Source organism: Shewanella zhangzhouensis, assembly GCF_019457615.1.
GTDB lineage: Bacteria > Pseudomonadota > Gammaproteobacteria > Enterobacterales > Shewanellaceae > Shewanella > Shewanella zhangzhouensis.
Map to the genome: position 1 here is coordinate 2,753,844 of NZ_CP080414.1, position 20,119 is coordinate 2,773,962.

The window sequence follows — 20,119 nt, forward strand, 5'->3', positions numbered from 1 at the left end:
GTGCAGAAAGTTCTGAAAGTGCAGAAAGTGCAGAAAGTGCAGAAAGTGCCTTTCGGGATTGGGTGTTGAAAAGCTACTGTATTTTTATCCCCACTCAGATTACGTCTTGCACCAGCTTCATACCGAAGTGAATGCGCTATGAATCCCAGCGTACACTCAACATCGTCTCTTGGGTTCTTCAGTTCACATCGGCTATCTGGCTGGCGTTGCCTGGGCTTTCAGGTTGTAGCCTTTCCTTTTTGGCTTGCACGGCTTTTTCGACCTCTGCCAGCACTTGACCCGGGCGCACGCCCTTTCCCATTGCCAGCTCTGCCTTTAAAAGCGCGTTTGGCCCCTGTCGCCGTCACGCCGGCCAGCGCGGTGGGCAAACTGGCAGCGGCCTGCTCAATCAACTTTTCAAGTTCCGACACCAGTGGTGCCATAAAGCCTTTATAGGACAGCTGACGTTGGCAGATATCACTGAGCTGACGCTCCCACAGGGCGGTCATATCCGCTGTGGTGGCCACCTCAGGCAAGCTGGCAATTAGGCCCCGCCCGGCTTGGGATGCCACGATGCTTTTACCCTGACGCACCAAAAAGCCACGTTTAAAGAGGAGTTCGATGATCCCGGCCCGGGTCGCTTCGGTGCCAAGGCCATCCGTGTCCTTCAATATGCGTTTAATGTCCGGTGAACTCACATAACGGGCAATGCCTGTCATGGCACTGAGCAGGGTCGCATCGGTAAAGTGTTTGGGGGGCTGGGTTTGCTTTGCCAATAACTCACCATGGCTGCACTGGGCTATATCGCCCTTATTCAGGGCTGGCAGGGGCGTCTTTTGGCTGGCATCAGTCTCTTGTAGCTCTCTTCCCTCGTCCTGTTCGGTATTGCGTCCCTGAAACAACACCCGCCAACCTGCGGCTCTCTCAACCGACGCTTTGGCGATAAAGCTGCCGCCTTCGATAATGAGCTGTATCTCGGTATCTGCCAGAAGGCGATGGGGATAAAACTGCGCCAAATATTGCCGTGCAATGTGCAAATAAAGCTGGCGCTCCCGCTGGTTAAGCTGCGACAGCGCCGCACGTTTACCCGTTGGCACTATGGCGTGGTGGGCGTCCACCTTGCTGTCATCCCAGGCTTTGGACACCAGCTGCAAATTGGGTGGCGGCGCCCCCTCCAACAGTTCAGGAGCGTTGGTGCTTATAGCTGCCACCACATCGGGCACCAATGAGAGCTGTTCTTTAGGCAAATGACGGCTGTCTGAGCGGGGATAGGTAATCAGCTTGTGACGCTCATACAGGCTCTGGGCCGTATCCAGCACCTCTTTGGCACTCATACCAAAGCGTTTGGCACAATCAATTTGCAGCGCCGAGAGGCTATACAGCAAAGGCGGCGCCTGCTTCTTGTCTTTATGGCTGACATGCTCGACCAGTGCAGGCTTACCGCCAATGCGGTTAACCACGGTTTCTGCAAGGCGGCGTGAAAGCACCCGCCCTTCTTCATCCATGTATGGCTGACAAGCCTCGCTGGGATGCCACTTGGCGCAAAAAGACTCGCCCTTGTCTGTGGTGACGTGCGCAAGCACCTCGTAGTGGTCTTTGGGCTCAAAATGCTCAATTTCCAGGTCCCGGCGCACCACCAGGCCCAGCAATGGGGTTTGCACCCGACCAACGGACAAGACACCGGCATACCCCACCTTTCGCCCCTGAAGCGTATAAGCCCGGGTCATATTGAGGCCATAGAGCCAGTCGGCGCGGCTGCGCGCCAATGCCGATGTTGCAAGCGGCACAAATTCCTTATTGCTGCGAAGCTGCCCCAGTGCGCGGCGCACCGCGTCGGGGTTCAAATCTGAAATCAATAAACGCTGGGTGGATGCCAGTTTGGACGCAGAAACGTTGGCATGGGAAATCACTTCATCCACCAGGAGCTGTCCTTCGCGGTCCGGATCCCCTGCATGAACCAGAGAAGATGCCTGCTTAATCAGACGTTTTACCACTGCCAGCTGACTTTTGGCCGAACCTCGGGGAATGAGTTTCCACTCGTCGGGAATGATGGGCAAATGGGCAAGCTGCCACTGCTTGTATTCGGGAGAATACGCGTCAGGTTCGGCCTGCTCCAGTAGATGGCCGATACACCAGGTGACACAATCGCCGTTGCCCAACTCGATGTAGCCATCCCCCTTTTTATGGGGTTTGGGCAACACTTCGGCAATGGCGCGGCCGAGGCTGGGTTTTTCGGCGATATAGAGGATCATGGCAGGCTATTCGAACTTAGAGTACTGGATGAATTCACAGTAAATGTAGCGAAAATCCCCTGCGGACGCAACGCGCAATCCCGGCGACTTAACGCCAAGGTCAGATTTACCCTGAGCCAGTGTAAATTTAGTTGAGAATAATTCTCATCAAAGTTCAAATGACCAATATCCTCCATCCCGGATTTGACTATGCAAAGTTCAGTCTCAATTATTCGCCATCAATGGCTGCTATATGCAGTCTTGTTAACCCTTGGATTAGCGCTGTGCCTTCCTCCGGCTCACCTGCCATGGGTCATGCTGCCGCTAAGCGCGATTGGGGTAAACTATCTGCGGGCCACGCCCTTGACGCAGCTGGGTATGACCAGCCTATTTGCCATTTGGCTGCTGTGTTTTGCCAGGGCCCTGTAGGTATGAATTATTAATTCCCCAAAAACAAAAACCAGCACCTGAGTGCTGGTTTTGATTCACCGTAATCTGCTAGCTACCCTCCCGGGCGTAACTGATTATGGATGACACACGTTGTGCAGCTCGAGATTCGTGCCCACGTCGCTGTTACGATTTGCCTTGGCATCATCGTTTCTCAGCTGAGTGAGGTGGTCGAGGTACGCCTGAGTCACGTCGCCGGTGATGTAATCACCGTCAAATACCGATGTTTCAAAGCGCTTGATCTCAGGGTTTTCCATGCGCACGGCCTCAACCAGATCAGTCAGATCCTGGAAGATGATACCGTCGGCACCAATCAGCTTGGCGATTTCATCCGCATCACGTCCGTGGGCAATCAGCTCATTGGAGGTGGGCATATCGATGCCGTACACGTTGGGGAAACGAATCTCAGGTGCGGCCGAGGCAAAATACACCTTCTTGGCACCGGCTTCGCGGGCCATTTCGATGATCTGCTCAGACGTGGTACCACGCACGATGGAGTCGTCCACCAAGAGCACATTTTTACCCTTGAACTCGGTGTTGATGGCGTTAAGCTTGCGGCGTACTGACTTCTTACGCTCCTGCTGACCAGGCATGATAAAGGTACGGCCAATATAGCGGTTCTTTACAAAGCCCTGACGGTAAGGCAGGTCCATCACACGGGCAATTTCCAGTGCGATATCACAGGAGGTCTCAGGAATGGGGATAACCACATCAATGTCGTTGTCGTACCATTCTTTCTTGATTTTCTCACCCAGTTTGGCGCCCATGTTTACACGGCTGGCGTAGACAGACACCTTGTCGATGGTGGAGTCTGGACGGGCAAAGTAAACGAATTCGAAAATACAGGGAGAATACAGCGGTGCTTCGGCGCACTGACGGGTAAACAGCTGACCGTCGAGGGTGACGTATACGGCTTCGCCCGGCGCAACATCGCGGATCACTTCAAAACCCACGGCATCCAGGGCCACACTCTCTGAGGCCACCATGTACTCTGTGCCGGTGGCGGTTTCATTTTTACCGAGCACCAGCGGGCGAATGCCGTTGGGGTCACGGAAAGCCACCAGACCTTCGCCAACAATCATGGCCACTACCGCGTAAGCACCACGGGTTTGGGCGTGCACCTTGGCCACGGCATCAAACACCTGATCGGCGCTCAGATGGGCGCTCTGCACTTGCTGCAGCTCGTCGGCAAGCAGGTTCAGCAGCACTTCAGAATCCGACGTGGTATTCACGTGGCGACGCTGCTGCTTGAGGCGAGCCGACAGATCCTGAGTGTTGGTCAGGTTGCCGTTGTGGGCCAGAGAAATACCAAAAGGCGAGTTAACGTAAAAAGGCTGGGCTTCTGAGGAGCTGGAGCTCCCGGCGGTGGGATAACGCACATGGCCGATACCGGCGTTACCCTGCAGGCGCTGCATGTGTTTGGGTTCAAACACATCACGCACCAGTCCGTTAGCCTTACGGAGCCTGAACGCGTCATTGTCTACCGTGACTATCCCGGCTGCATCCTGACCACGGTGTTGAAGCACTGTCAGTGCGTCATAGATGGTCTGATTAACCGAGGAATGGCCAACTATTCCGACGATACCACACATGGGAGAGTGTCCTCTTTTAAGATGTTCTGTTGTTTAGCTAATTTTTATATTTTGGGTACGAAGCTTGAGGTGTTTTCCAGATAGTGGAAGAACCACTGGATCACAACCCCGAATTCGGGCACCAGTCGGGACTCCTTCCACCAGGGGGTGTTGGGAGCGCCGGTGAAGGCATCCATGAAAAACAAAATCGCACTGACAATCAGTGCGCCGCGCAAGGCACCGAAACACAGACCCAGGAGTCTGTCGGTACCCGATAAACCGGTTTTGGCCACCAATTGGCCCAGGATGTAATTCACCAGGGCGCCGAGGATAAGGGTGGTCACAAAGAGAATAGCAATGGCCACGCCGTTACGAAGCATTTCATCCTGCAGCTGAGTCAGGTGAACGGCGAGATCTTCATAGAATTGGCTGGCGACAAAAAAGGCAGCAAACCACACCAGCAAAGACATGGCTTCTTTGGCGAAGCCGCGGATCAGACTGATAAGGGTGGACAGTCCGATAATAAAAATAATGGCGTAATCAATCCAAACCATGGAAGGTCGTTTTCCGGGTGGCTTTTCGAATCGGCGCGATTCTACCAGAGAGTGACAAGATTCTCACCCCCGTTGCCGAAATAAATCCCACGGGGGCAATTGACTCAACGCTCCAGCGGGTTGTAGGCAATGACCTTACCCTTAAGCTGAGTAAGGGCTTCCACTTCTGTTTTGAGACGTTCAATTTTGGACTGAGACACATCAGGCCCAACAAATACCTTGGTCAGGCTGCCATCAACCGGCTTGGTGGGTACGGTGTAAGCCTTGAAGCCGGCGCTGCGCAGTTTTTTCACCAGCGCATCCACATTACCGGCGTTACTGAAGGCTCCCAATTGCAAGGTCCAGGCGGCTTGCTGCGCGGCTTTGGGCTCAGATTTGGGCGGTGTCGTCACCGCTTTGGCAACTACAGGCTCGTCTTTGGGCTTGTCGTTTACCTTGGCGCTTTGGGTTGAGGGCGAGGTTGAAGGCGGATTGGAGGCCTGGCTTGACGATGCCGTGTTGTCCTCTTTCGACTCATCAGTGGTAGCAGCCGCCAGTGCCTGGGTCTGTTCAGCATCGGCGTCAGTATCCTGGGAAGTCAGTTCCAGGCTGCCCAGTTCTTCCACCTTGAAGCTTTCCTCCGGTGCATTCATCACCGGGTTGTGGGGCCGTAACGGGATCTCGGCAAACTCTTCCTGCACCCGGTCTTTTTTGCCGTCCAACAAGTCAGGCAAAAAAATCACTCCCAAGGCCACCATCACTATGGTGCCAACCAAACGGTTTTGAAACTGACTGGACAAAATGGCTTCCCTTTAAGCTAATGATTTAAATCCGGATACAGTGTAAAAAGAACCAAACACAATTACCACATCCCCATCGCCCGCATCCTTGAGTATCGCCTCACGGGCTTGCTGCATTGTGTCGAAGGTGTGAGCCTTTGCCCCTGTGGGCAAGGCTGTGGCAAGTTCCGACGCGCGGGTGCCACGTTCGCCTTCCAGTGTCACCAGATACCAGGCTGCAACTGCCGGATGCATGATATTCAATACTTCACGGTAATCTTTATCTTTGAGCATACCGCAGAGCGCCAGCACACGTTTACCCGGCCAGCGAACCAACTCAGACTTTAAAAAGCGCGCCGCATGGGGGTTGTGCGCCACATCGGCGATAACCAGCGGTGATTTGCTGAGTTCCTCCAGCCTGCCAGCGAGGCGCGCCGTGGCTATACCTTCAATCACCACAGCATCTGGCAAATCCAAACGCTCACCAATGGCTTCGCAGGTAGCAATAACGGTGGCAGCATTGGGGAGCGGTAATTGCGGCAAAGCCATATTGGTGAGGCTGCGCTGCCTGCCCTGATACGACCAGGATCCCTGCCCGCGCTGATAGCGAAAATCCAGCCCTACCCGATAAAGAAGCGCACCACAGTGGTTTGCCACCTCAGCCACCGTCGAGGGCATGTCAGGCTCGCCCACGATAGCAGGCCGGCCTGCGCGGAAAATGCCGGCCTTTTCCCGTCCTACCGACTCACGGGTATTGCCCAAATACGCCTGATGGTCGAGATCAACAGAAGTCACCACCGCAATATCGGCGTCCACCAGATTGGTGGCGTCCAGGCGACCGCCGAGGCCCACTTCCAATATGGCGACATCCAATCCGGCCTCTTTGAACAGCATGAGTCCTGTCAGGGTGGCAAACTCGAAGAAAGTCAGCGAGATACTCTCCCTCGCCAATTCAATGCGCTCGAAGGCCTGAATGATGTCCGCATCAAGGGCATCCACGCCATCGATACGAATGCGTTCGTTGTAATGAAGGATGTGAGGCGAGCTGTATACCCCGACCCGGTATCCCGCGCGGCGCAAAATATTTTCCAGCATGGCACAGGTACTGCCCTTGCCGTTGGTGCCACCAACGGTGACCACCAGGGTATCGCCCAGGGACTTTACGCCCAGTCGCTGTGCCACCTCAGTGACCCGCGCCAACCCCATATCAATTTCGGTGGGGTGAATGGCAAGCAGATAATCCAACCACTCGCCAAGGGTGGCACCTGAACCCGGGGCCATGGCATGCACCTGTGTCATTAACGTATCCTTGCTTCCACTTAATTTGAATATTTGTTGTTGTGGTTATCACTTGTTGCGGATATCACCCGTCTAAGCGGGCGCATTATCCAGGTTGAATGTCGCCGCAGCCTCAGTCTGGCATAAAAAGCGGACCGAGGGACAGCTTGGGCAAACCAAAACTCTCCGGGTAAGTCACATCTACCAAATAAAGTCCGTGGGGCTTGGCGGTGGCAGCGGCCTGGCTTCTGTCTTTGACCTCAAGCAAGGTCGCCATCCAGTCAAGTGGTTGGTTGCCAAGGCCGATTTCCAGCAGGGAGCCGACGATATTGCGCACCATATGGTGCAAAAAGGCATTGGCCTGAATGTCGACCACGATATACATGCCATGACGGCTTACGCTCACCTTGTGGACATTGCGAAACGGCGTATTGGACTGGCAGCCAATGGCGCGAAAACTGGTAAAGTCCCGCTCACCGATCAGCGCCTGAGCGGCATCGTGCATCCGCTCCACGTCAATATCACCGTGATAATGGCTCACGCCCTTGCGCAAAATGCCGGGACGGAAATTGTGATTGAAGATAACGTAACGATAACGGCGGGCAGTGGCAGAAAAACGGGCATGGAAATCATCGCTCACCGGCATGGCCCAGCGCACTGCGATATCATCAGGCAGGTGAACGTTCACTCCCAGCGTCCAGGCGCCTTCTTTTCTGACGGCGTTGGTATCGAAATGCACTACCTGGCCTGTGGCGTGTACCCCTGCGTCGGTACGACCCGCACACTGCACCTCGATGGGCTCGTTGGCGACGATGGACAGCGCCCTCTCAAGCTCTGCCTGAACCGAGTTCACCTCGGCCTGGCGCTGCCAGCCATAAAACTTGCTGCCGTCGTATTCAATCCCAAGAGCGATGCGCATTTTTAAATTTCCTGCCAGTCAAAATCGATAAAGCGCGGCGATATTACCACATTCGCCGCCTATCGAGGGCATAAAAAAACGGCGCTCGGGGCGCCGTTTTTATCAGGACTTAACTGACTCAACCTATGTCTTGCAGTAAGTTGGCAGCTTCCTGTTTTTGCCGCTCGTTACCGTCCATTTCCACTTCTTTGAGCAGGGCCTTGGCACTGTCTTTGTCGTCAATTTCGATGTAGGCACGGGCCAAGTCCAGTTTGGCATTGACCGAATTTTCTTCGTCGTCCACGTCGACCATGGCGGCATCGCCAATCAGGCTTTCGACTTCGCCTATATCCATGTCCAGCTCACGATAGGGTTCTGGCTCGGTATCATCGGCATCATTGAGCAGCTTATCGATATCAATAAAGCCATTCTCTTTCTGGAAGTTACTGAGATCGGCTTCCATTTCCACTTTACTCTGCCGCTTGGACTGTTCACTGGCATCCAGTGCCGCCAGCGCTTCATCCACTGTCATGCTGTGGTCGGCGTCCACATCCAGCACAAAGGCATCGTCATCTGAGTCGTCATGTTCTGCAGCAAAGGCTGACAGCAGCTCATCATCACTTACATCCAATGAAGGCCTTTTCGTATCTGGCGGGGTGATACTTTCCCACTCCAGCATATTGCTGCCTGCAGCACCTTTTTTACCCTTGAGATCATCAAAGAAGCCAGAATCTTTGGCTGACACCGCCACAGGGTCTGCATCATGGGCACCTTGCTCTGCGGTCTTGTCTTTCTCTGATGCTTGCTCTGATGCTTGCTCTGATTCTTTATCCGATTTGGCTGCACTGATTGAGGCCGCAGTCGCAACCGCCGCCGCAGCTAACGCAGCGTCTTCAAGTCCGGTCTCTTCTTCTTTATCAAAACCGGCCAGTAAAGAGTCAAGATCTTCGTCTTCATCGCTAAGGGGCAGCTCATCGCCAAGGCCTGCTGTAATATCCTCAAGGGGCGCCTCTTCCGCCGTATCGAAGTCAGCCAGCAGTGCGCTCAAGTCCTCATCAGCGCCATCCTCAGCCACAGAAAGCTCACTCTCCAGCGCTTTGGCAAAGGCATCATCAACCAGACTGAGGTCGTCCTGAGCATCTGCCAGTTTGGGGGCGTCTGCGTCTACCGTCGTACTCTCTGACGCAAAACCAGCCAGCAATGCATCAAGGTCTTCTTCTGTGTCAGAGTCTGTGGCAACTTCGCCTTCAAGCTCAGCGGCAATCGCATCAGACAGATCGGTATCCTCGCTACCGGATACGGCTGTTTGTGCTTCGGCCTCGCCTTCGTCACTGACCGCCGGCGCATCAAAACCCGCCAACAGCGCATCGAGATCCTCATCGCTGCTGACGTCATCATTTACCGTCAATTCAGACTCGAGTTCGGCGGCAATGGCATCGGTTAAATCGTCCTCTTTCTCGACGATTTCAGCTTCGACAGGCGCATCAAATCCCGCCAGCAAGGCATCGAGGTCGTCTTCATTGGCAGTGTCGTCGCCATCGGCAAGTTCGGCTTCAAGCTCGGCTGCGATGGCGCTGCTTAAATCATTGTCTTCACCCTCAGCTTCCATGGCAGTGCTGACTGCCTCTTCCGGCATATCGAAGCCTGCCAGCAGGGCATCCAAATCTTCTTCCTGGCTGTCAGAGGGGGTTTCGGCCTCAAGGCCTGCCATCAAGGCGTCCAAATCGGCTTCAGTCTCTGCGCCCTGCTCACCATCCTCCTGCTCGCCCATGGCTTCGGCCCAGAGGTCATCCAGTGACTGACCATCATCGGCAAAATCATCGGCTTGCTCGACAAAAAGATCTGCTGACGCTTCTTCGGGTAAGGTTTCAGGCGCCAGATCGACATTGCCCATGTCCAGCAATGAATCCAGTGATTCCTCTTCGTCTGGATCCAGACGAATAGCCATTTCCTCTTCATCGGCGCTGGCGGCTACCGCAACAGCGCCCGCGGCAGCTGCCGCTACCAGTGAGGCATCAGCAGATTTGGGTGTTTCACCCACATCAGCATCAGCTCCACCACGGCGACGGCGCAGGAACAGCCAAACCGCCATCAAAATAAGGAGTGCGGGCACAACGGCGCCCAGGATAAGCATCAGGGGACTATCCATCAGACTGCGCCACAGTTCGCCGGGCTTATTGGCTTCAACCTCCGCCAGTGCCTGCGCCTGTTTCAGCGTTTTGTTTTCAGTCTTCAGCGCTTCCGACTCTTCCGTTGTCGCAGCCAGGTTGGCTTTCAGAGTTTGTACTTCTTCGGTTAACTGCTCGACCTGAGCACTCAGCGACTCAACATCATTTTTGCGTACATTAAGCTCTTCGGTCAGACGACTGATCTCGGCCGACAGGGCCTGGTTTTCTTCGACCAGTTTGGGATCTACCGCGGGTACAGGAGCGGGGTTCGCTTCAACTTTGACGGGCTCGGTAACGGCTTTAGGCTCTTCCTGCACCGCAGGTTTAGCTGTGGCGGGTTTGGCTGCAGCCTGCTTGGGCTCGACCTTGCCGGTGCGCCACGCCCTGTCTTGCTCCAGCGCTCTTTGTTGAGCCAGATTTTTGGGAATAGCCAGCATCACCTCTTTGGAGGGAATGAGCAGTATCATGCCTTTTTCGAGGGTATTGTAATTGGCACCACTGAAGGCATGGGGGTTGGCATCATAAATCGCCGCCATGACCTGATAAACGCTGACACTGTTATCCGGACGCACTTTTTGGGCGATGCTCCAGAAGGTGTCCTGCACCGTAGTTGGGCCATACTGACGTGACTGGGCTTCACGACTTTGACCGTCCGGACCTGTGATTTTGAGCGGCTCAGCTGCTCTGACTTCGGAGAACTGGGGAATGGTGGATACGGCCAGAACAGAGGCCAGGAAGCCCACGAAATAGGAGGTACGAAAGTTCATCAATTATTCCCTTTCAAGCGCTCAAGGTACGCCCGATGACGACTTGCTTTAGGCAATTGTATTTATTGAGATTACTATAAACCAGAATTCCAAGCCCTGCTACTGTTCACAAATGTAAAACAAAAAAAGCCCGCTCATTGCGGGCTTTTTCAACAAAGTCAGCGACTTCGGTGTATTTTTACAGGTAATCGCGGATGAGAATTTCACCAATTTGTACGCTGTTCAGCGCAGCGCCTTTGCGAATGTTATCTGACACCACCCAGAGGTTGATCCCGTTGGGGTGAGAGATGTCGTTTCGCACGCGGCCAACATACACAGGATCCTGGCCTGCACCGTCGGTAACGGCGGTTGGATAATCATCATCGTCTTCAAACAGCACCACACCGGGAGCATCACGCAGCAGTGCTTTTACCGTGTCGGCATCCACCGGGTCACGGGTTTCAATGTGCACCGCTTCAGAGTGGCCGTAAAACACAGGCACACGCACCGCAGTCGGGTTTACCAGAATCGAGTCGTCGCCGAAGATTTTGCGGGTTTCCCACACCATCTTCATCTCTTCCTTGGTGTAACCATTGTCCTGGAATTTATCGATATGCGGCAGCACGTTAAAGGCTATTTGCTTTGGATAAACGCTTGGTTCGATTGGCAATCCCTGCAGCAGCTTGGCACACTGGCCAGCCAGCTCTTCGATAGCCTTTTTACCGGTGCCGGATACCGACTGATAGGTGCACACGTTGATGCGATCGATTCCGTAGGCATCGTAAATGGGCTTAAGCGCCACCAACATTTGGATGGTGGAGCAGTTGGGGTTGGCAATGATATTACGGTTACGGAAATCAGCAATGGCCTCAGGGTTCACTTCGGGCACAACCAGCGGGATATCCAGGTCATAGCGGAAGTGTGAAGTATTGTCGATAACCACACAGCCATGCTCTGCGGCAATAGGTGCCCACTTGGCAGACACATCACCACCGGCAGAGAAGAAACCGATTTGAGCCTGTGACCAGTCAAAGGTTTCAACGTCAAGAATTTCCACCTGTTTACCGTGGAAGCTTACGGTATCACCGGCGCTGCGGGCACTGGCCAGAGGGAACAGATTGGCAACGGGGAAATTGCGCTCTTCGAGGATCTCGATCATGGTCTGACCCACGGCGCCCGATGCACCCAAAACTACGACATTAAATTCCTGCGACATAATACTCAACCGACGTTAGAAAAACCCAAAAAGGACAACCAATTTACCTCAGATCCCTTAGCACTTTCCAGCTTAAGGGCGCTGAATTCGCGTCTGTGACGGTGATTTTTTCTCATTTTGTCAAATCCGAGTCTGTCGGTGCCCGATTGCCTGAAGCGGATATCGTCATCCCGCAGATCGTATACCGCCCGGCAGAGTGTCAGGAGTGCCCTCTCATCCTCCAATTCCCGGACGTTCATTGAGCTCAAAAAGAAAGGTGGCAACAGGCTGTTAAGGCTTTTGTCGGCAGTGATACCCAGCACGCTGCAAAGCGCTTCGTACAGCATAAAGGTGCCTCTGGCCTTGCCTTCGAGGCTATAACCGGCAATGTGCGGCGTGGCAATATCCACCAGTGGCACCAGCGCCAACATGGGGCTGGGTTCACCTTCCCACACATCCAGCACCAGCTTGATGTCGGCGCGTTTTTGCTTCACCTCAATGAGAGCACGATTGTCTATCACCTCACCGCGGCAGCAATTGAGCAGCCAGGCATCGGGTTTAAGGGCTTCAAGACGTTGTTGGTCGAATAAATACCAGGTGGGATAGTCGCCCTCTTTAGTGATTGGCACATGCAGACTTACCACATCGGCCCAGCCAATGAGCTCATCGAGGTCGTAAAACTGGCGATTGTCGCCTTGCGCTGCCAACAGGGGGTCACACAGCCGATACTCCACGCCGTAGGCTTCCAGACAACGGGCGGCTGCAGTGCCTGTGTTCCCTGCCCCTATCACGGCCACTTTTTTAGCTTTAAGTGGCTGTTGATAGCGCTGCGCCAGCTCCAGCATGGCAATAAACGCATATTCACCTACCGCAGTGGCATTGCACCCGGGGGCATTGGTAAAGGGTATCCCCCGGCTTTCCAAATAGGCTTTGTCAACATGGTCTGTCCCTATGGTGGCGCTGCCTACAAACTTAAGCTGTTGGTTTTGGCAAAGCAGTGCTTCATTAACCCGGGTCACAGAGCGCACCAAGAGCACATCGGCATCGGCCAATTGCTCTGGTGCCAGAGTGCGGCCGTTGACGTATTCAATCTCCCCAAGCTCCCCGAAGAGTACATCCACATAGGGCATATTCTCGTCCGCGATAATTTTCATCTCTGTCGGCTTTCCTTCTTTGGCGATTGGGGCGGATTGTAACAGACAATAAAAAAGGGAAGCCTGGCTTCCCTTTTAAATTTGCGAAAACTGTGGTCGCAAATGCGATTAACGCTGCCGCTTAGCGGTACTTGCGCATCACCAGCGTGGCGTTGGTGCCACCGAAACCGAAGCTGTTACTCATCACTGTGGTGAGTTCAGCATCGCGGCACTGGGTCACGATTGGCATATCAGCAGCCTCAGGGTCAACGTTTTCCACGTTGGCAGAAGCGGCGATAAACCCATTTTCCATCATCAGCAGGCTATAGATGGCTTCGTGCACACCGGCAGCGCCCAGGGCGTGACCAGTCAGTGACTTGGTTGAGGCGATAGGTGGAACCTTGTCTTTAAAGACTTCACGGATGGCTTCGAGCTCGCGCACGTCACCCACAGGTGTAGAAGTACCGTGGGTGTTGATGTAGTCGATTGGAGTGTCTACATCGGTCAGAGCCATTTGCATGCAGCGCATAGCGCCTTCACCGCTTGGGGCAACCATGTCGTAACCGTCTGAAGAGGCACCATAACCGATAACTTCGGCGTAGATCTTGGCGCCGCGGGCCAGCGCATGCTCCAGCTCTTCCACAATCACGATACCGCCGCCACCGGAGATAACAAAACCGTCACGGTCTGCATCATAGGTACGTGAGGCTTTTTCAGGGGTCTCATTGTACTTGGTAGACAACGCGCCCATGGCGTCGAAGCCCATGGTCAGTGTCCAGTCCAGCTCTTCCGCGCCGCCGGCAAATACCATGTCCTGCTTACCCATTTGGATAAGTTCGGCAGCATGGCCGATACAGTGGGCAGAGGTGGCACAGGCAGAGCTGATTGAGTAGTTGAAGCCTTTGATTTTGAATGGGGTTGCCAAACAGGCTGAGGCAGTAGATGCCATGATGCGAGGCACAATGTAAGGGCCTACGCGCTTTACACCTTTCTCACGCAGGGTGTCGGCGGCCTGTACCTGGTTGGAAGAAGAGGCACCGCCGGTACCCACAACCAGACCCACGCGTGGGTTGGAATACTGCTCTTCAGTCAGGTTGGCATCGCTGATGGCTTCCTGCATGGCAAGGTAAGCATAGGCGGCTGCGTCGCCCATGAAGCGCAGCGCTTTTCTGTCGATGTGCTCAGCGGGATCCAACTTGATATCGCCCCACACGTGGCTGCGAAGCTGCATCTCTTCAAACTGAGCGGAATGGGTAATACCGCTGCGTCCGGCCTTGAGTGATTCGGTCACTTCTTGTTTGTTGTTACCGATACTGGAAACGATGCCAATGCCGGTGATAACGACTCTTTTCATGTTTTACTATCCATTCCGTACTGGGAGTACCAATTTTAGTGCGCCAATAGTATCCCCTTTGGCGCTTTTAAGTGGTCAGCTTTCAATAAAGGGCGGTAAAATAATGCCAATTTCGCGACATCGAGTAAATTTTTTTAGCCCCATGCCCGAGTTTTTTGCCATCGATATGGCCTTGCCATCATCACTGCCCCTGCCTGAAGGCCCCTGTGTTGTGCTGTTTGAGGCGCTGCCTGAACCGCCGCTTTGGCAGTGGTTACTCGCTGCGGCGCAGGCTAATTCAGCTCATGTTGAGACAAATGCTGCCAATGTCAGCAACACCTCAATCACCAGCATACAGCATACGGGCAAAAAGCCATTACAGATCATCATGCTGCTAAAAGATGAAGCTGAGCTTGACGCCCTGGCTAAGGATGCCAGCCATCCGCTCTCGCCCTTTGCCATGGCCGCGAGCCACATTAAAGGCGGACAAAGGTTTCATCTTGATGACAATTGCTGGCTCGACTTTTACCTTTGTGAGCAAAACAAAGCTGCCACACTCGCTACCTTTGATAAAGCCAGTATCGATGTGCTTATTTGCGCCACCGGGCAATTTGAGCAGACAGCGCTTAAGCTTATACACCAGGGCAGCGTGCTGATTGGCGATACCAAGCCAGGCATGCCAGCAATGCTCTCCGTTAAGCCCCCTTTCAAACCAAAAGACATAAGCATTGTCGGCGCTGGTGTGGCAGGTGCAAGCCTTGCGCTGTCGCTGCTTCGCCGTGGCCATAAGGTTAAGCTTTACTGTGCCGACAGCGCACCCGGCATGGGCGCCTCCGGTAATCGCCAGGGCGCCATTTATCCGCTGCTGACGCCGGAAGACGATCATCTGACCCGGCTGTTTGTGCCAGCCTTTTTGTATGCCAAACGCTTTGTCGAGTCTCTCGCCCATCATTCCCTGCCCTTTGATTTTTGTGGCGTACTGCAAACCGGCCATGATGAGCGCGCCGCCGAGCGCATTGAAAAACTTTTGGGAAAAACCTGGCCCAAAGAAGTGGCCGTGAGTGTAGATGCCGACAAGGCTAATCACCTCGCCGGAGTCGCCATCGATAAGGGCGGCATCTATTACCCCCACGGCGGCTGGGTGTCGCCGGCCAAACTCTGTGAAGCTGCCATCGCAGAAGCCAAAGCCCTGGGGCTTGAGTGCCATTTCGATGTGACCATCACTGCGATTGAGCAAACCTGTGATGGCTGGCGCCTGTGCACTCCGGCAGGCGACATGGATACGAAGGAGCTGGTGCTGGCCACCGGCCACCGGATAACCCAACTTGCCCAAACCCAGGCGCTGCAACTGGCCCCCTTTCGTGGTCAGGTGAGCCATGTGCCCACCCAAGGCAAGCTTGGGCAGCTTAAAACCGTGCTCTGCGCCCATGGTTATTTCACGCCAGGCGATAGCGGCAGCCACTGCATGGGTGCAAGTTATGTGCGGGCTGATACCTCAGTCGAGTATCGCAAGCAGGAGCAGCAGGAAAATCTGCACAAGATGCAGGAAAGCTATCCCGGCAAAGATTGGGTGAAGGATTTGGATATCAGCGGCCAAAGCGCCCGCGCAGGTATTCGCATGGTAAGCCGCGATCATCTGCCGATGGCGGGCGCCGCGCCCGATGTGAAGGCCATTCAGGCTCAATATCAGGCTGTCGGCCATGGCCCCAAAGGGGCCCAGTACTGGCAAAGCCACGCTGCGCCTGTGCATCCCAGGCTTTATATCTTTTCGGGTCTCGGCTCGCGGGGATTATCCAGCGGCCCGCTGATTGCGGAGTGCCTGGCAGACAGCCTCTCTGGCACTGTGCCTGTGCTGGAGCCGGGCGTAATGGATGCGTTAAACCCCAACCGCATGTGGCTCAGGAAGCTTAAAAAAGGCAAGGCGCTGGACTGAAAACAGCGCTGGACTGACAACCGCTTAGTTACGAAAAGCAAAAAGGCAGGTTCAACCTGCCTTTTTCGTATTTGATGCCAAGCGACTTGGTGTTCGATACCCGTAGGCTCTGTCTTCCATGCCTGGCGGTTCTGTCTTCAATGCCTGGCGGCTTTAACAGTTAAAACTGGCCGCGCAGCTGAGCCCAGGCGGCTTCCACCAGCGCATAGTCGGCCTCAGACAGCTCACCACGGGCGGTCTCAAGGCACTTTTCCATCTTGCCGTCCAAAAGCGCATTATCGACGTCGCCTTCGGTTTCAAGCTCGGCCAAAGCCACGGCAAAGTGGCCCTGCAAGTAGCCGCTGGCAAACAGGGCGTCATCATCGCCACTTGCTACTATGCCCTCAATCCAGTTATCCAGGGCGGTGTCGTATTTCTCAAACATCTGTTACTCCGTCGGATTTGCGACCTGATACATCACATAGTCGCGGTAGCCTGTCACTACCCGATAATAACCAGTCAAGGCCTGGTCCAGCTCTGGGTCGCCACTATCCACGATAAGCGGTCGCCCTTCAAGGGCTTTAAGCTTTGTTTTGGTGGCAACAATCAAAATATTTTCTTTGCCCACACGCCGAATAAGCGCCGGTGACAACTGCTGATTACCGCGGCCAAGGATATGACCCTGGCCACCAATGAGGGTGATAACCAGCTTAAGTGGCTGATTTTCGGTTTGCTCCAGCAACTGCTGAGCGGTCAGATCCGAGGCGATAAGCGTGCGGTCCTGAACCAGATCCACCCCAAGCAGGGTATTATCGAGCCCTAGCTCTTCCATCACGGCCGCCACTGTACTGCCGGAGCCCATGATATAGAGGCTGTCGTCCATTTCAGAAACGATATCGGCGGCAATATCGGCAAGCACCAGCTCATCGACTTCCTTGCCGCCCATCTTCACAGCCTGAACATAACGCGGCTCGGCCGGTACCAGCATCTCGCCAAAACGGCGTGCCCTTACCCTGCACTGACGAAAGGCCTCTTCGTCGATATCCATCACATCGGCGCTCATCAGCGACACCAGTTCGCCCTGCATCAACATCTTGAGCACCAGCCCAGACGCCTTAGGGGTAATACCATAGACACCCGAATGGATTTTTACTCCGGCCGGCACCCCCAGCACGACCTGCTGCTCATCAACTTCGGCAAACACGTCGCGGGCGGTGCCATCACCACCGGCAAAGAGCAACAAATCCAGGGTCTCACTGGCCAAGGCCTTCACCGCCTCACGGGTATCATTTGCCGTGGTTAGCTCGCCTTTGGACTGATAGTGCACCTGCACCTCGAAGCCGAGTTCACGGCACAGGTCTTCCCCCATGCTGCCTGCGGCAGTATGAATGATAAACCGCGCTTTATAGGGCAGCACCTGCTCCAGCGCCGTGCGCATCCGCAGATGTGCCTTGGGCTCGGCGCCCCGGGCCAGGGCCTCATCGGCCACGCCGTCACTGCCTTTGAGGGCAACGCTGCCGCCAAGCCCCGCCAGCGGGTTAATAATGAGGCCCAATCTGAACTTACTGGCCATGGTTCTCCTCTTACTTAGGGTACGTCTTATTCTGTTGTAACTGTGACTTGTGTTTAATGGGCTGCCGCTTCGACTCTACGCCCGGGCAGCGGCAACACCAACAGCGCCGCCACGAAGGCAAAAGCTGCCGCCAGCACCCAGCACAGGCTTGGGTTGTAGCTGTACACCAGGCCGCAGGCCCAGGTCCCCAGCGCCCCGCCGACACCGAAGCTGAGACTGGCATAGAGCGCCTGCCCAGTGCTGCGCCGGCTCACATCAAATTGCTGGTGAATAAACTGGATTGAGGCGGCATGCACCAAGCCGAAGGTAAAGGCATGCAACAGCTGGCTCAGGGACAACCAGAAGAGACTCTCAACGCCCCAAGCCATCATCAACCATCGAAATGCAGTCAATAGAATACTGATAAACAGCAGCGGCTTGATGCCGTATTTACCAAGCAGCCTAGGTGCGAGCATAAACATGACGATTTCGGCAATCACCCCAAGGGCAACAAAGAGGCCTGCGGTGGCCTCGCTGTAACCGGCGTCTTTGAGATACAGCACGAAAAAGCCGTAAAAAGGCCCGGCGCTCATTTGCAGTAAAATGGCCGACAATAAAAACCAGCCGATGGGCCCGGCCAGTTTGATTTTGACCTTGGGCGTATCGCGGCTTACCTTCACCCGATTGGCGGGCAACGGCAAACAGGCCGCCAGCATACCTGCAAAGAGGCCCATGCCTATGTATGGCAACACTTCGGGGCCCCAGTGACCGATAGCAAACCCGGCGGCCACCACCAGCACTATGTAACCCAGACTGCCAAAGCTTCTGATGACGCCATACCGCTGGGGCTTATCGCCGAGGGTCTCTAAGGTTATCACCTCAAGCTGTGCCAAAATCGCGTTCCAGAAGAAGGTGTACACCGTGAGGCTGACCACCATGTACCAGAAGGCGCCCGGATGGAAAAAGCTTAAATAGGTGAGCGCACCGGCACCGGCGCCGATTTTAATCAGCTCGCTGCGCATCCCGGTTTTGTCGGCAACTATGGCCCACAGATTAGGTGCAATGATGCGGGTGGCCATGAGAATGGCAAGCAGAGAGCCAATTTCAGTGGCGTTAAAGCCGCGGGATTCGAAGAAGACGCCAAGGTAAGGCACCATGACGCCGAGAATGGCAAAGAAGAAGAAATAACAGGCGCCGAGCCAGCGTAACTGAACCTCGGCGCTCATGGGTGCTGTCTTGAACACGGTTTTCCTTAAGAGCGCATCCCCAGCACAGGCGTTTCGCTGTGCACATGCTGGTTTTGCGCCCGGTGTCTGAGCAGATGATCCATCAGTACAATCGCCAACATGGCCTCGGCAATAGGCACGGCGCGAATGCCCACGCAGGGGTCGTGACGGCCCTTGGTAACCACTTCCGCGGTGTTGCCCTGCACCGTCATGCTCTCGCCGGGAATGCTGATACTGGAGGTTGGCTTAAGCGCCATATGGGCCACAATCGGCTGGCCTGAGGAAATGCCGCCGAGCACGCCACCGGCATGGTTGCTGGCAAAACCTTCCGGTGACATCAGATCACGGTGTTCGGAGCCCTTTTGGGTCACCACCGCAAAACCATCGCCAATTTCAACGCCTTTCACGGCATTGATGCCCATCAGCGCATGGGCGATATCGGCGTCGAGGCGGTCAAATACAGGCTCACCCAGTCCCACAGGCACATTGGTGGCAATCACGCTGACCTTGGCGCCTATGGAGTCGCCGGACTTTTTCAGCTCACGCATGTATTCATCCAGCGCCTCAAGCTTGCTGGCATCAGGGAAGAAAAAGGCATTTTGCTCTATCTGCCCGCGGTCGATGTGCTCAGCCTCAATGGGGCCAAGCTGCGACAGGAAGCCGTAAATCTCGATGCCGTGAACGGCCTTGAGGTACTTTTTCGCCACCGCACCGGCCGCAACCCGCATGGCGGTTTCACGGGCAGACGAGCGGCCGCCACCGCGGTAGTCGCGCAGGCCGTACTTTTGCTGATAGGTGTAATCGGCGTGACCGGGGCGGAACAGGTCTTTGATATTGCTGTAGTCCTGGCTGCGCTGATCGGTGTTTTCAATCATCAGACCGATGGAGGTTCCTGTGGTCTTGCCTTCAAAAACACCAGACAGGATACGCACTTCGTCGGGCTCGCGCCGCGCCGTGGTGTAGCGGGAAGTGCCCGGACGGCGACGGTCGAGATCATGCTGCATGTCGGCTTCGGTAAGCTCGAGGCCCGGAGGGCAACCATCGATAATGCAACCGAGCGCCACCCCATGGCTCTCGCCAAAGGTAGTAACCACAAAATTCTGACCTATGCTGTTCCCCGACATCCGCGCCCGTATCC

15 protein-coding genes are annotated in these 20,119 nt (G+C 54.9%); 1 reads left to right on the top strand and 14 read right to left on the bottom strand.

What is annotated here, in order from left to right:
- Positions 1 to 218: 218 nt before the first annotated feature.
- From K0H63_RS11995 to fabB, 10 genes are all read right to left on the bottom strand, one after another.
- Positions 219 to 2,231, bottom strand: a complete 2,013-nt coding sequence (locus tag K0H63_RS11995) for a DNA topoisomerase III (protein ID WP_220064882.1) — start codon at positions 2,229 to 2,231, stop codon at positions 219 to 221.
- A 503-nt stretch (positions 2,232 to 2,734) separates the two neighbouring features.
- The gene (gene purF, locus K0H63_RS12000) at positions 2,735 to 4,249 is read right to left on the bottom strand and encodes an amidophosphoribosyltransferase (protein WP_011760259.1); all 1,515 of its coding nucleotides are present in this window, start codon (positions 4,247 to 4,249) and stop codon (positions 2,735 to 2,737) included.
- A 44-nt stretch (positions 4,250 to 4,293) separates the two neighbouring features.
- Positions 4,294 to 4,782, bottom strand: coding sequence for a CvpA family protein (locus K0H63_RS12005; RefSeq protein WP_011760260.1), 489 nt, complete (start codon positions 4,780 to 4,782; stop codon positions 4,294 to 4,296).
- Between the two features lie 104 nt (positions 4,783 to 4,886).
- A complete protein-coding gene (gene dedD, locus K0H63_RS12010) occupies positions 4,887 to 5,561 on the bottom strand; it encodes a cell division protein DedD (protein WP_220064883.1) in 675 nt (224 codons plus the stop codon).
- Positions 5,562 to 5,573: 12 nt separating this feature from the next.
- On the bottom strand, positions 5,574 to 6,839 hold the full coding sequence (folC, locus tag K0H63_RS12015; RefSeq protein ID WP_220064884.1) for a bifunctional tetrahydrofolate synthase/dihydrofolate synthase: 1,266 nt from the start codon (positions 6,837 to 6,839) through the stop codon (positions 5,574 to 5,576).
- A gap of 112 nt (positions 6,840 to 6,951) precedes the next feature.
- The gene (gene truA, locus K0H63_RS12020; protein WP_220064885.1) at positions 6,952 to 7,737 is read right to left on the bottom strand and encodes a tRNA pseudouridine(38-40) synthase TruA; all 786 of its coding nucleotides are present in this window, start codon (positions 7,735 to 7,737) and stop codon (positions 6,952 to 6,954) included.
- Between the two features lie 118 nt (positions 7,738 to 7,855).
- Positions 7,856 to 10,651, bottom strand: a complete 2,796-nt coding sequence (locus K0H63_RS12025) for a FimV/HubP family polar landmark protein (protein ID WP_220064886.1) — start codon at positions 10,649 to 10,651, stop codon at positions 7,856 to 7,858.
- A gap of 178 nt (positions 10,652 to 10,829) precedes the next feature.
- Complete coding sequence (locus tag K0H63_RS12030; RefSeq protein WP_220064887.1) at positions 10,830 to 11,846, bottom strand: aspartate-semialdehyde dehydrogenase; 1,017 nt, start codon at positions 11,844 to 11,846, stop codon at positions 10,830 to 10,832.
- Positions 11,847 to 11,851: 5 nt separating this feature from the next.
- A complete protein-coding gene (locus tag K0H63_RS12035; protein ID WP_220064888.1) occupies positions 11,852 to 12,979 on the bottom strand; it encodes a 4-phosphoerythronate dehydrogenase in 1,128 nt (375 codons plus the stop codon).
- A gap of 121 nt (positions 12,980 to 13,100) precedes the next feature.
- Positions 13,101 to 14,312, bottom strand: a complete 1,212-nt coding sequence (fabB, locus tag K0H63_RS12040; protein ID WP_220064889.1) for a beta-ketoacyl-ACP synthase I — start codon at positions 14,310 to 14,312, stop codon at positions 13,101 to 13,103.
- A gap of 142 nt (positions 14,313 to 14,454) precedes the next feature.
- Between fabB and mnmC1 the strand changes: the two genes are divergently transcribed.
- Positions 14,455 to 16,224, top strand: a complete 1,770-nt coding sequence (mnmC1, locus tag K0H63_RS12045) for an FAD-dependent 5-carboxymethylaminomethyl-2-thiouridine(34) oxidoreductase MnmC1 (RefSeq protein ID WP_220064890.1) — start codon at positions 14,455 to 14,457, stop codon at positions 16,222 to 16,224.
- Between the two features lie 160 nt (positions 16,225 to 16,384).
- Here mnmC1 and K0H63_RS12050 read toward each other — a convergent pair whose 3' ends face one another.
- The 4 genes from K0H63_RS12050 to aroC are packed head-to-tail and all read right to left on the bottom strand — an operon-like array spanning position 16,385 to position 20,105.
- Positions 16,385 to 16,648, bottom strand: a complete 264-nt coding sequence (locus tag K0H63_RS12050) for a YfcL family protein (protein WP_220064891.1) — start codon at positions 16,646 to 16,648, stop codon at positions 16,385 to 16,387.
- Between the two features lie 3 nt (positions 16,649 to 16,651).
- Entirely contained in the window at positions 16,652 to 17,776 is a 1,125-nt protein-coding gene (locus tag K0H63_RS12055; RefSeq protein WP_220064892.1) for an ATP-NAD kinase family protein, read from the bottom strand.
- Between the two features lie 53 nt (positions 17,777 to 17,829).
- Positions 17,830 to 18,981 carry an MFS transporter gene (locus K0H63_RS12060; protein ID WP_220067892.1) on the bottom strand — a complete coding sequence of 384 codons (1,152 nt, stop codon included), beginning with the start codon at positions 18,979 to 18,981 and terminating at the stop codon, positions 17,830 to 17,832.
- A gap of 26 nt (positions 18,982 to 19,007) precedes the next feature.
- Positions 19,008 to 20,105 (bottom strand): chorismate synthase, encoded by a 1,098-nt coding sequence (gene aroC, locus K0H63_RS12065; protein WP_220064893.1) that lies wholly within the window; start codon positions 20,103 to 20,105, stop codon positions 19,008 to 19,010.
- Positions 20,106 to 20,119 lie beyond the last annotated feature (14 nt).

Coding starts and splice junctions, on each gene's coding strand:
- K0H63_RS11995 (WP_220064882.1), bottom strand. CDS start 2,231: ATGATCCTCTATATCGCCGAAAAACCCAGCCTCGGCCGCGCCATTGCC.
- purF (WP_011760259.1), bottom strand. CDS start 4,249: ATGTGTGGTATCGTCGGAATAGTTGGCCATTCCTCGGTTAATCAGACC.
- K0H63_RS12005 (WP_011760260.1), bottom strand. CDS start 4,782: ATGGTTTGGATTGATTACGCCATTATTTTTATTATCGGACTGTCCACC.
- folC (WP_220064884.1), bottom strand. CDS start 6,839: ATGACACAGGTGCATGCCATGGCCCCGGGTTCAGGTGCCACCCTTGGC.
- truA (WP_220064885.1), bottom strand. CDS start 7,737: ATGCGCATCGCTCTTGGGATTGAATACGACGGCAGCAAGTTTTATGGC.
- K0H63_RS12025 (WP_220064886.1), bottom strand. CDS start 10,651: ATGAACTTTCGTACCTCCTATTTCGTGGGCTTCCTGGCCTCTGTTCTG.
- K0H63_RS12030 (WP_220064887.1), bottom strand. CDS start 11,846: ATGTCGCAGGAATTTAATGTCGTAGTTTTGGGTGCATCGGGCGCCGTG.
- K0H63_RS12035 (WP_220064888.1), bottom strand. CDS start 12,979: ATGAAAATTATCGCGGACGAGAATATGCCCTATGTGGATGTACTCTTC.
- fabB (WP_220064889.1), bottom strand. CDS start 14,312: ATGAAAAGAGTCGTTATCACCGGCATTGGCATCGTTTCCAGTATCGGT.
- mnmC1 (WP_220064890.1), top strand. CDS start 14,455: ATGCCCGAGTTTTTTGCCATCGATATGGCCTTGCCATCATCACTGCCC.
- K0H63_RS12050 (WP_220064891.1), bottom strand. CDS start 16,648: ATGTTTGAGAAATACGACACCGCCCTGGATAACTGGATTGAGGGCATA.
- K0H63_RS12055 (WP_220064892.1), bottom strand. CDS start 17,776: ATGGCCAGTAAGTTCAGATTGGGCCTCATTATTAACCCGCTGGCGGGG.
- K0H63_RS12060 (WP_220067892.1), bottom strand. CDS start 18,981: ATGAGCGCCGAGGTTCAGTTACGCTGGCTCGGCGCCTGTTATTTCTTC.
- aroC (WP_220064893.1), bottom strand. CDS start 20,105: ATGTCGGGGAACAGCATAGGTCAGAATTTTGTGGTTACTACCTTTGGC.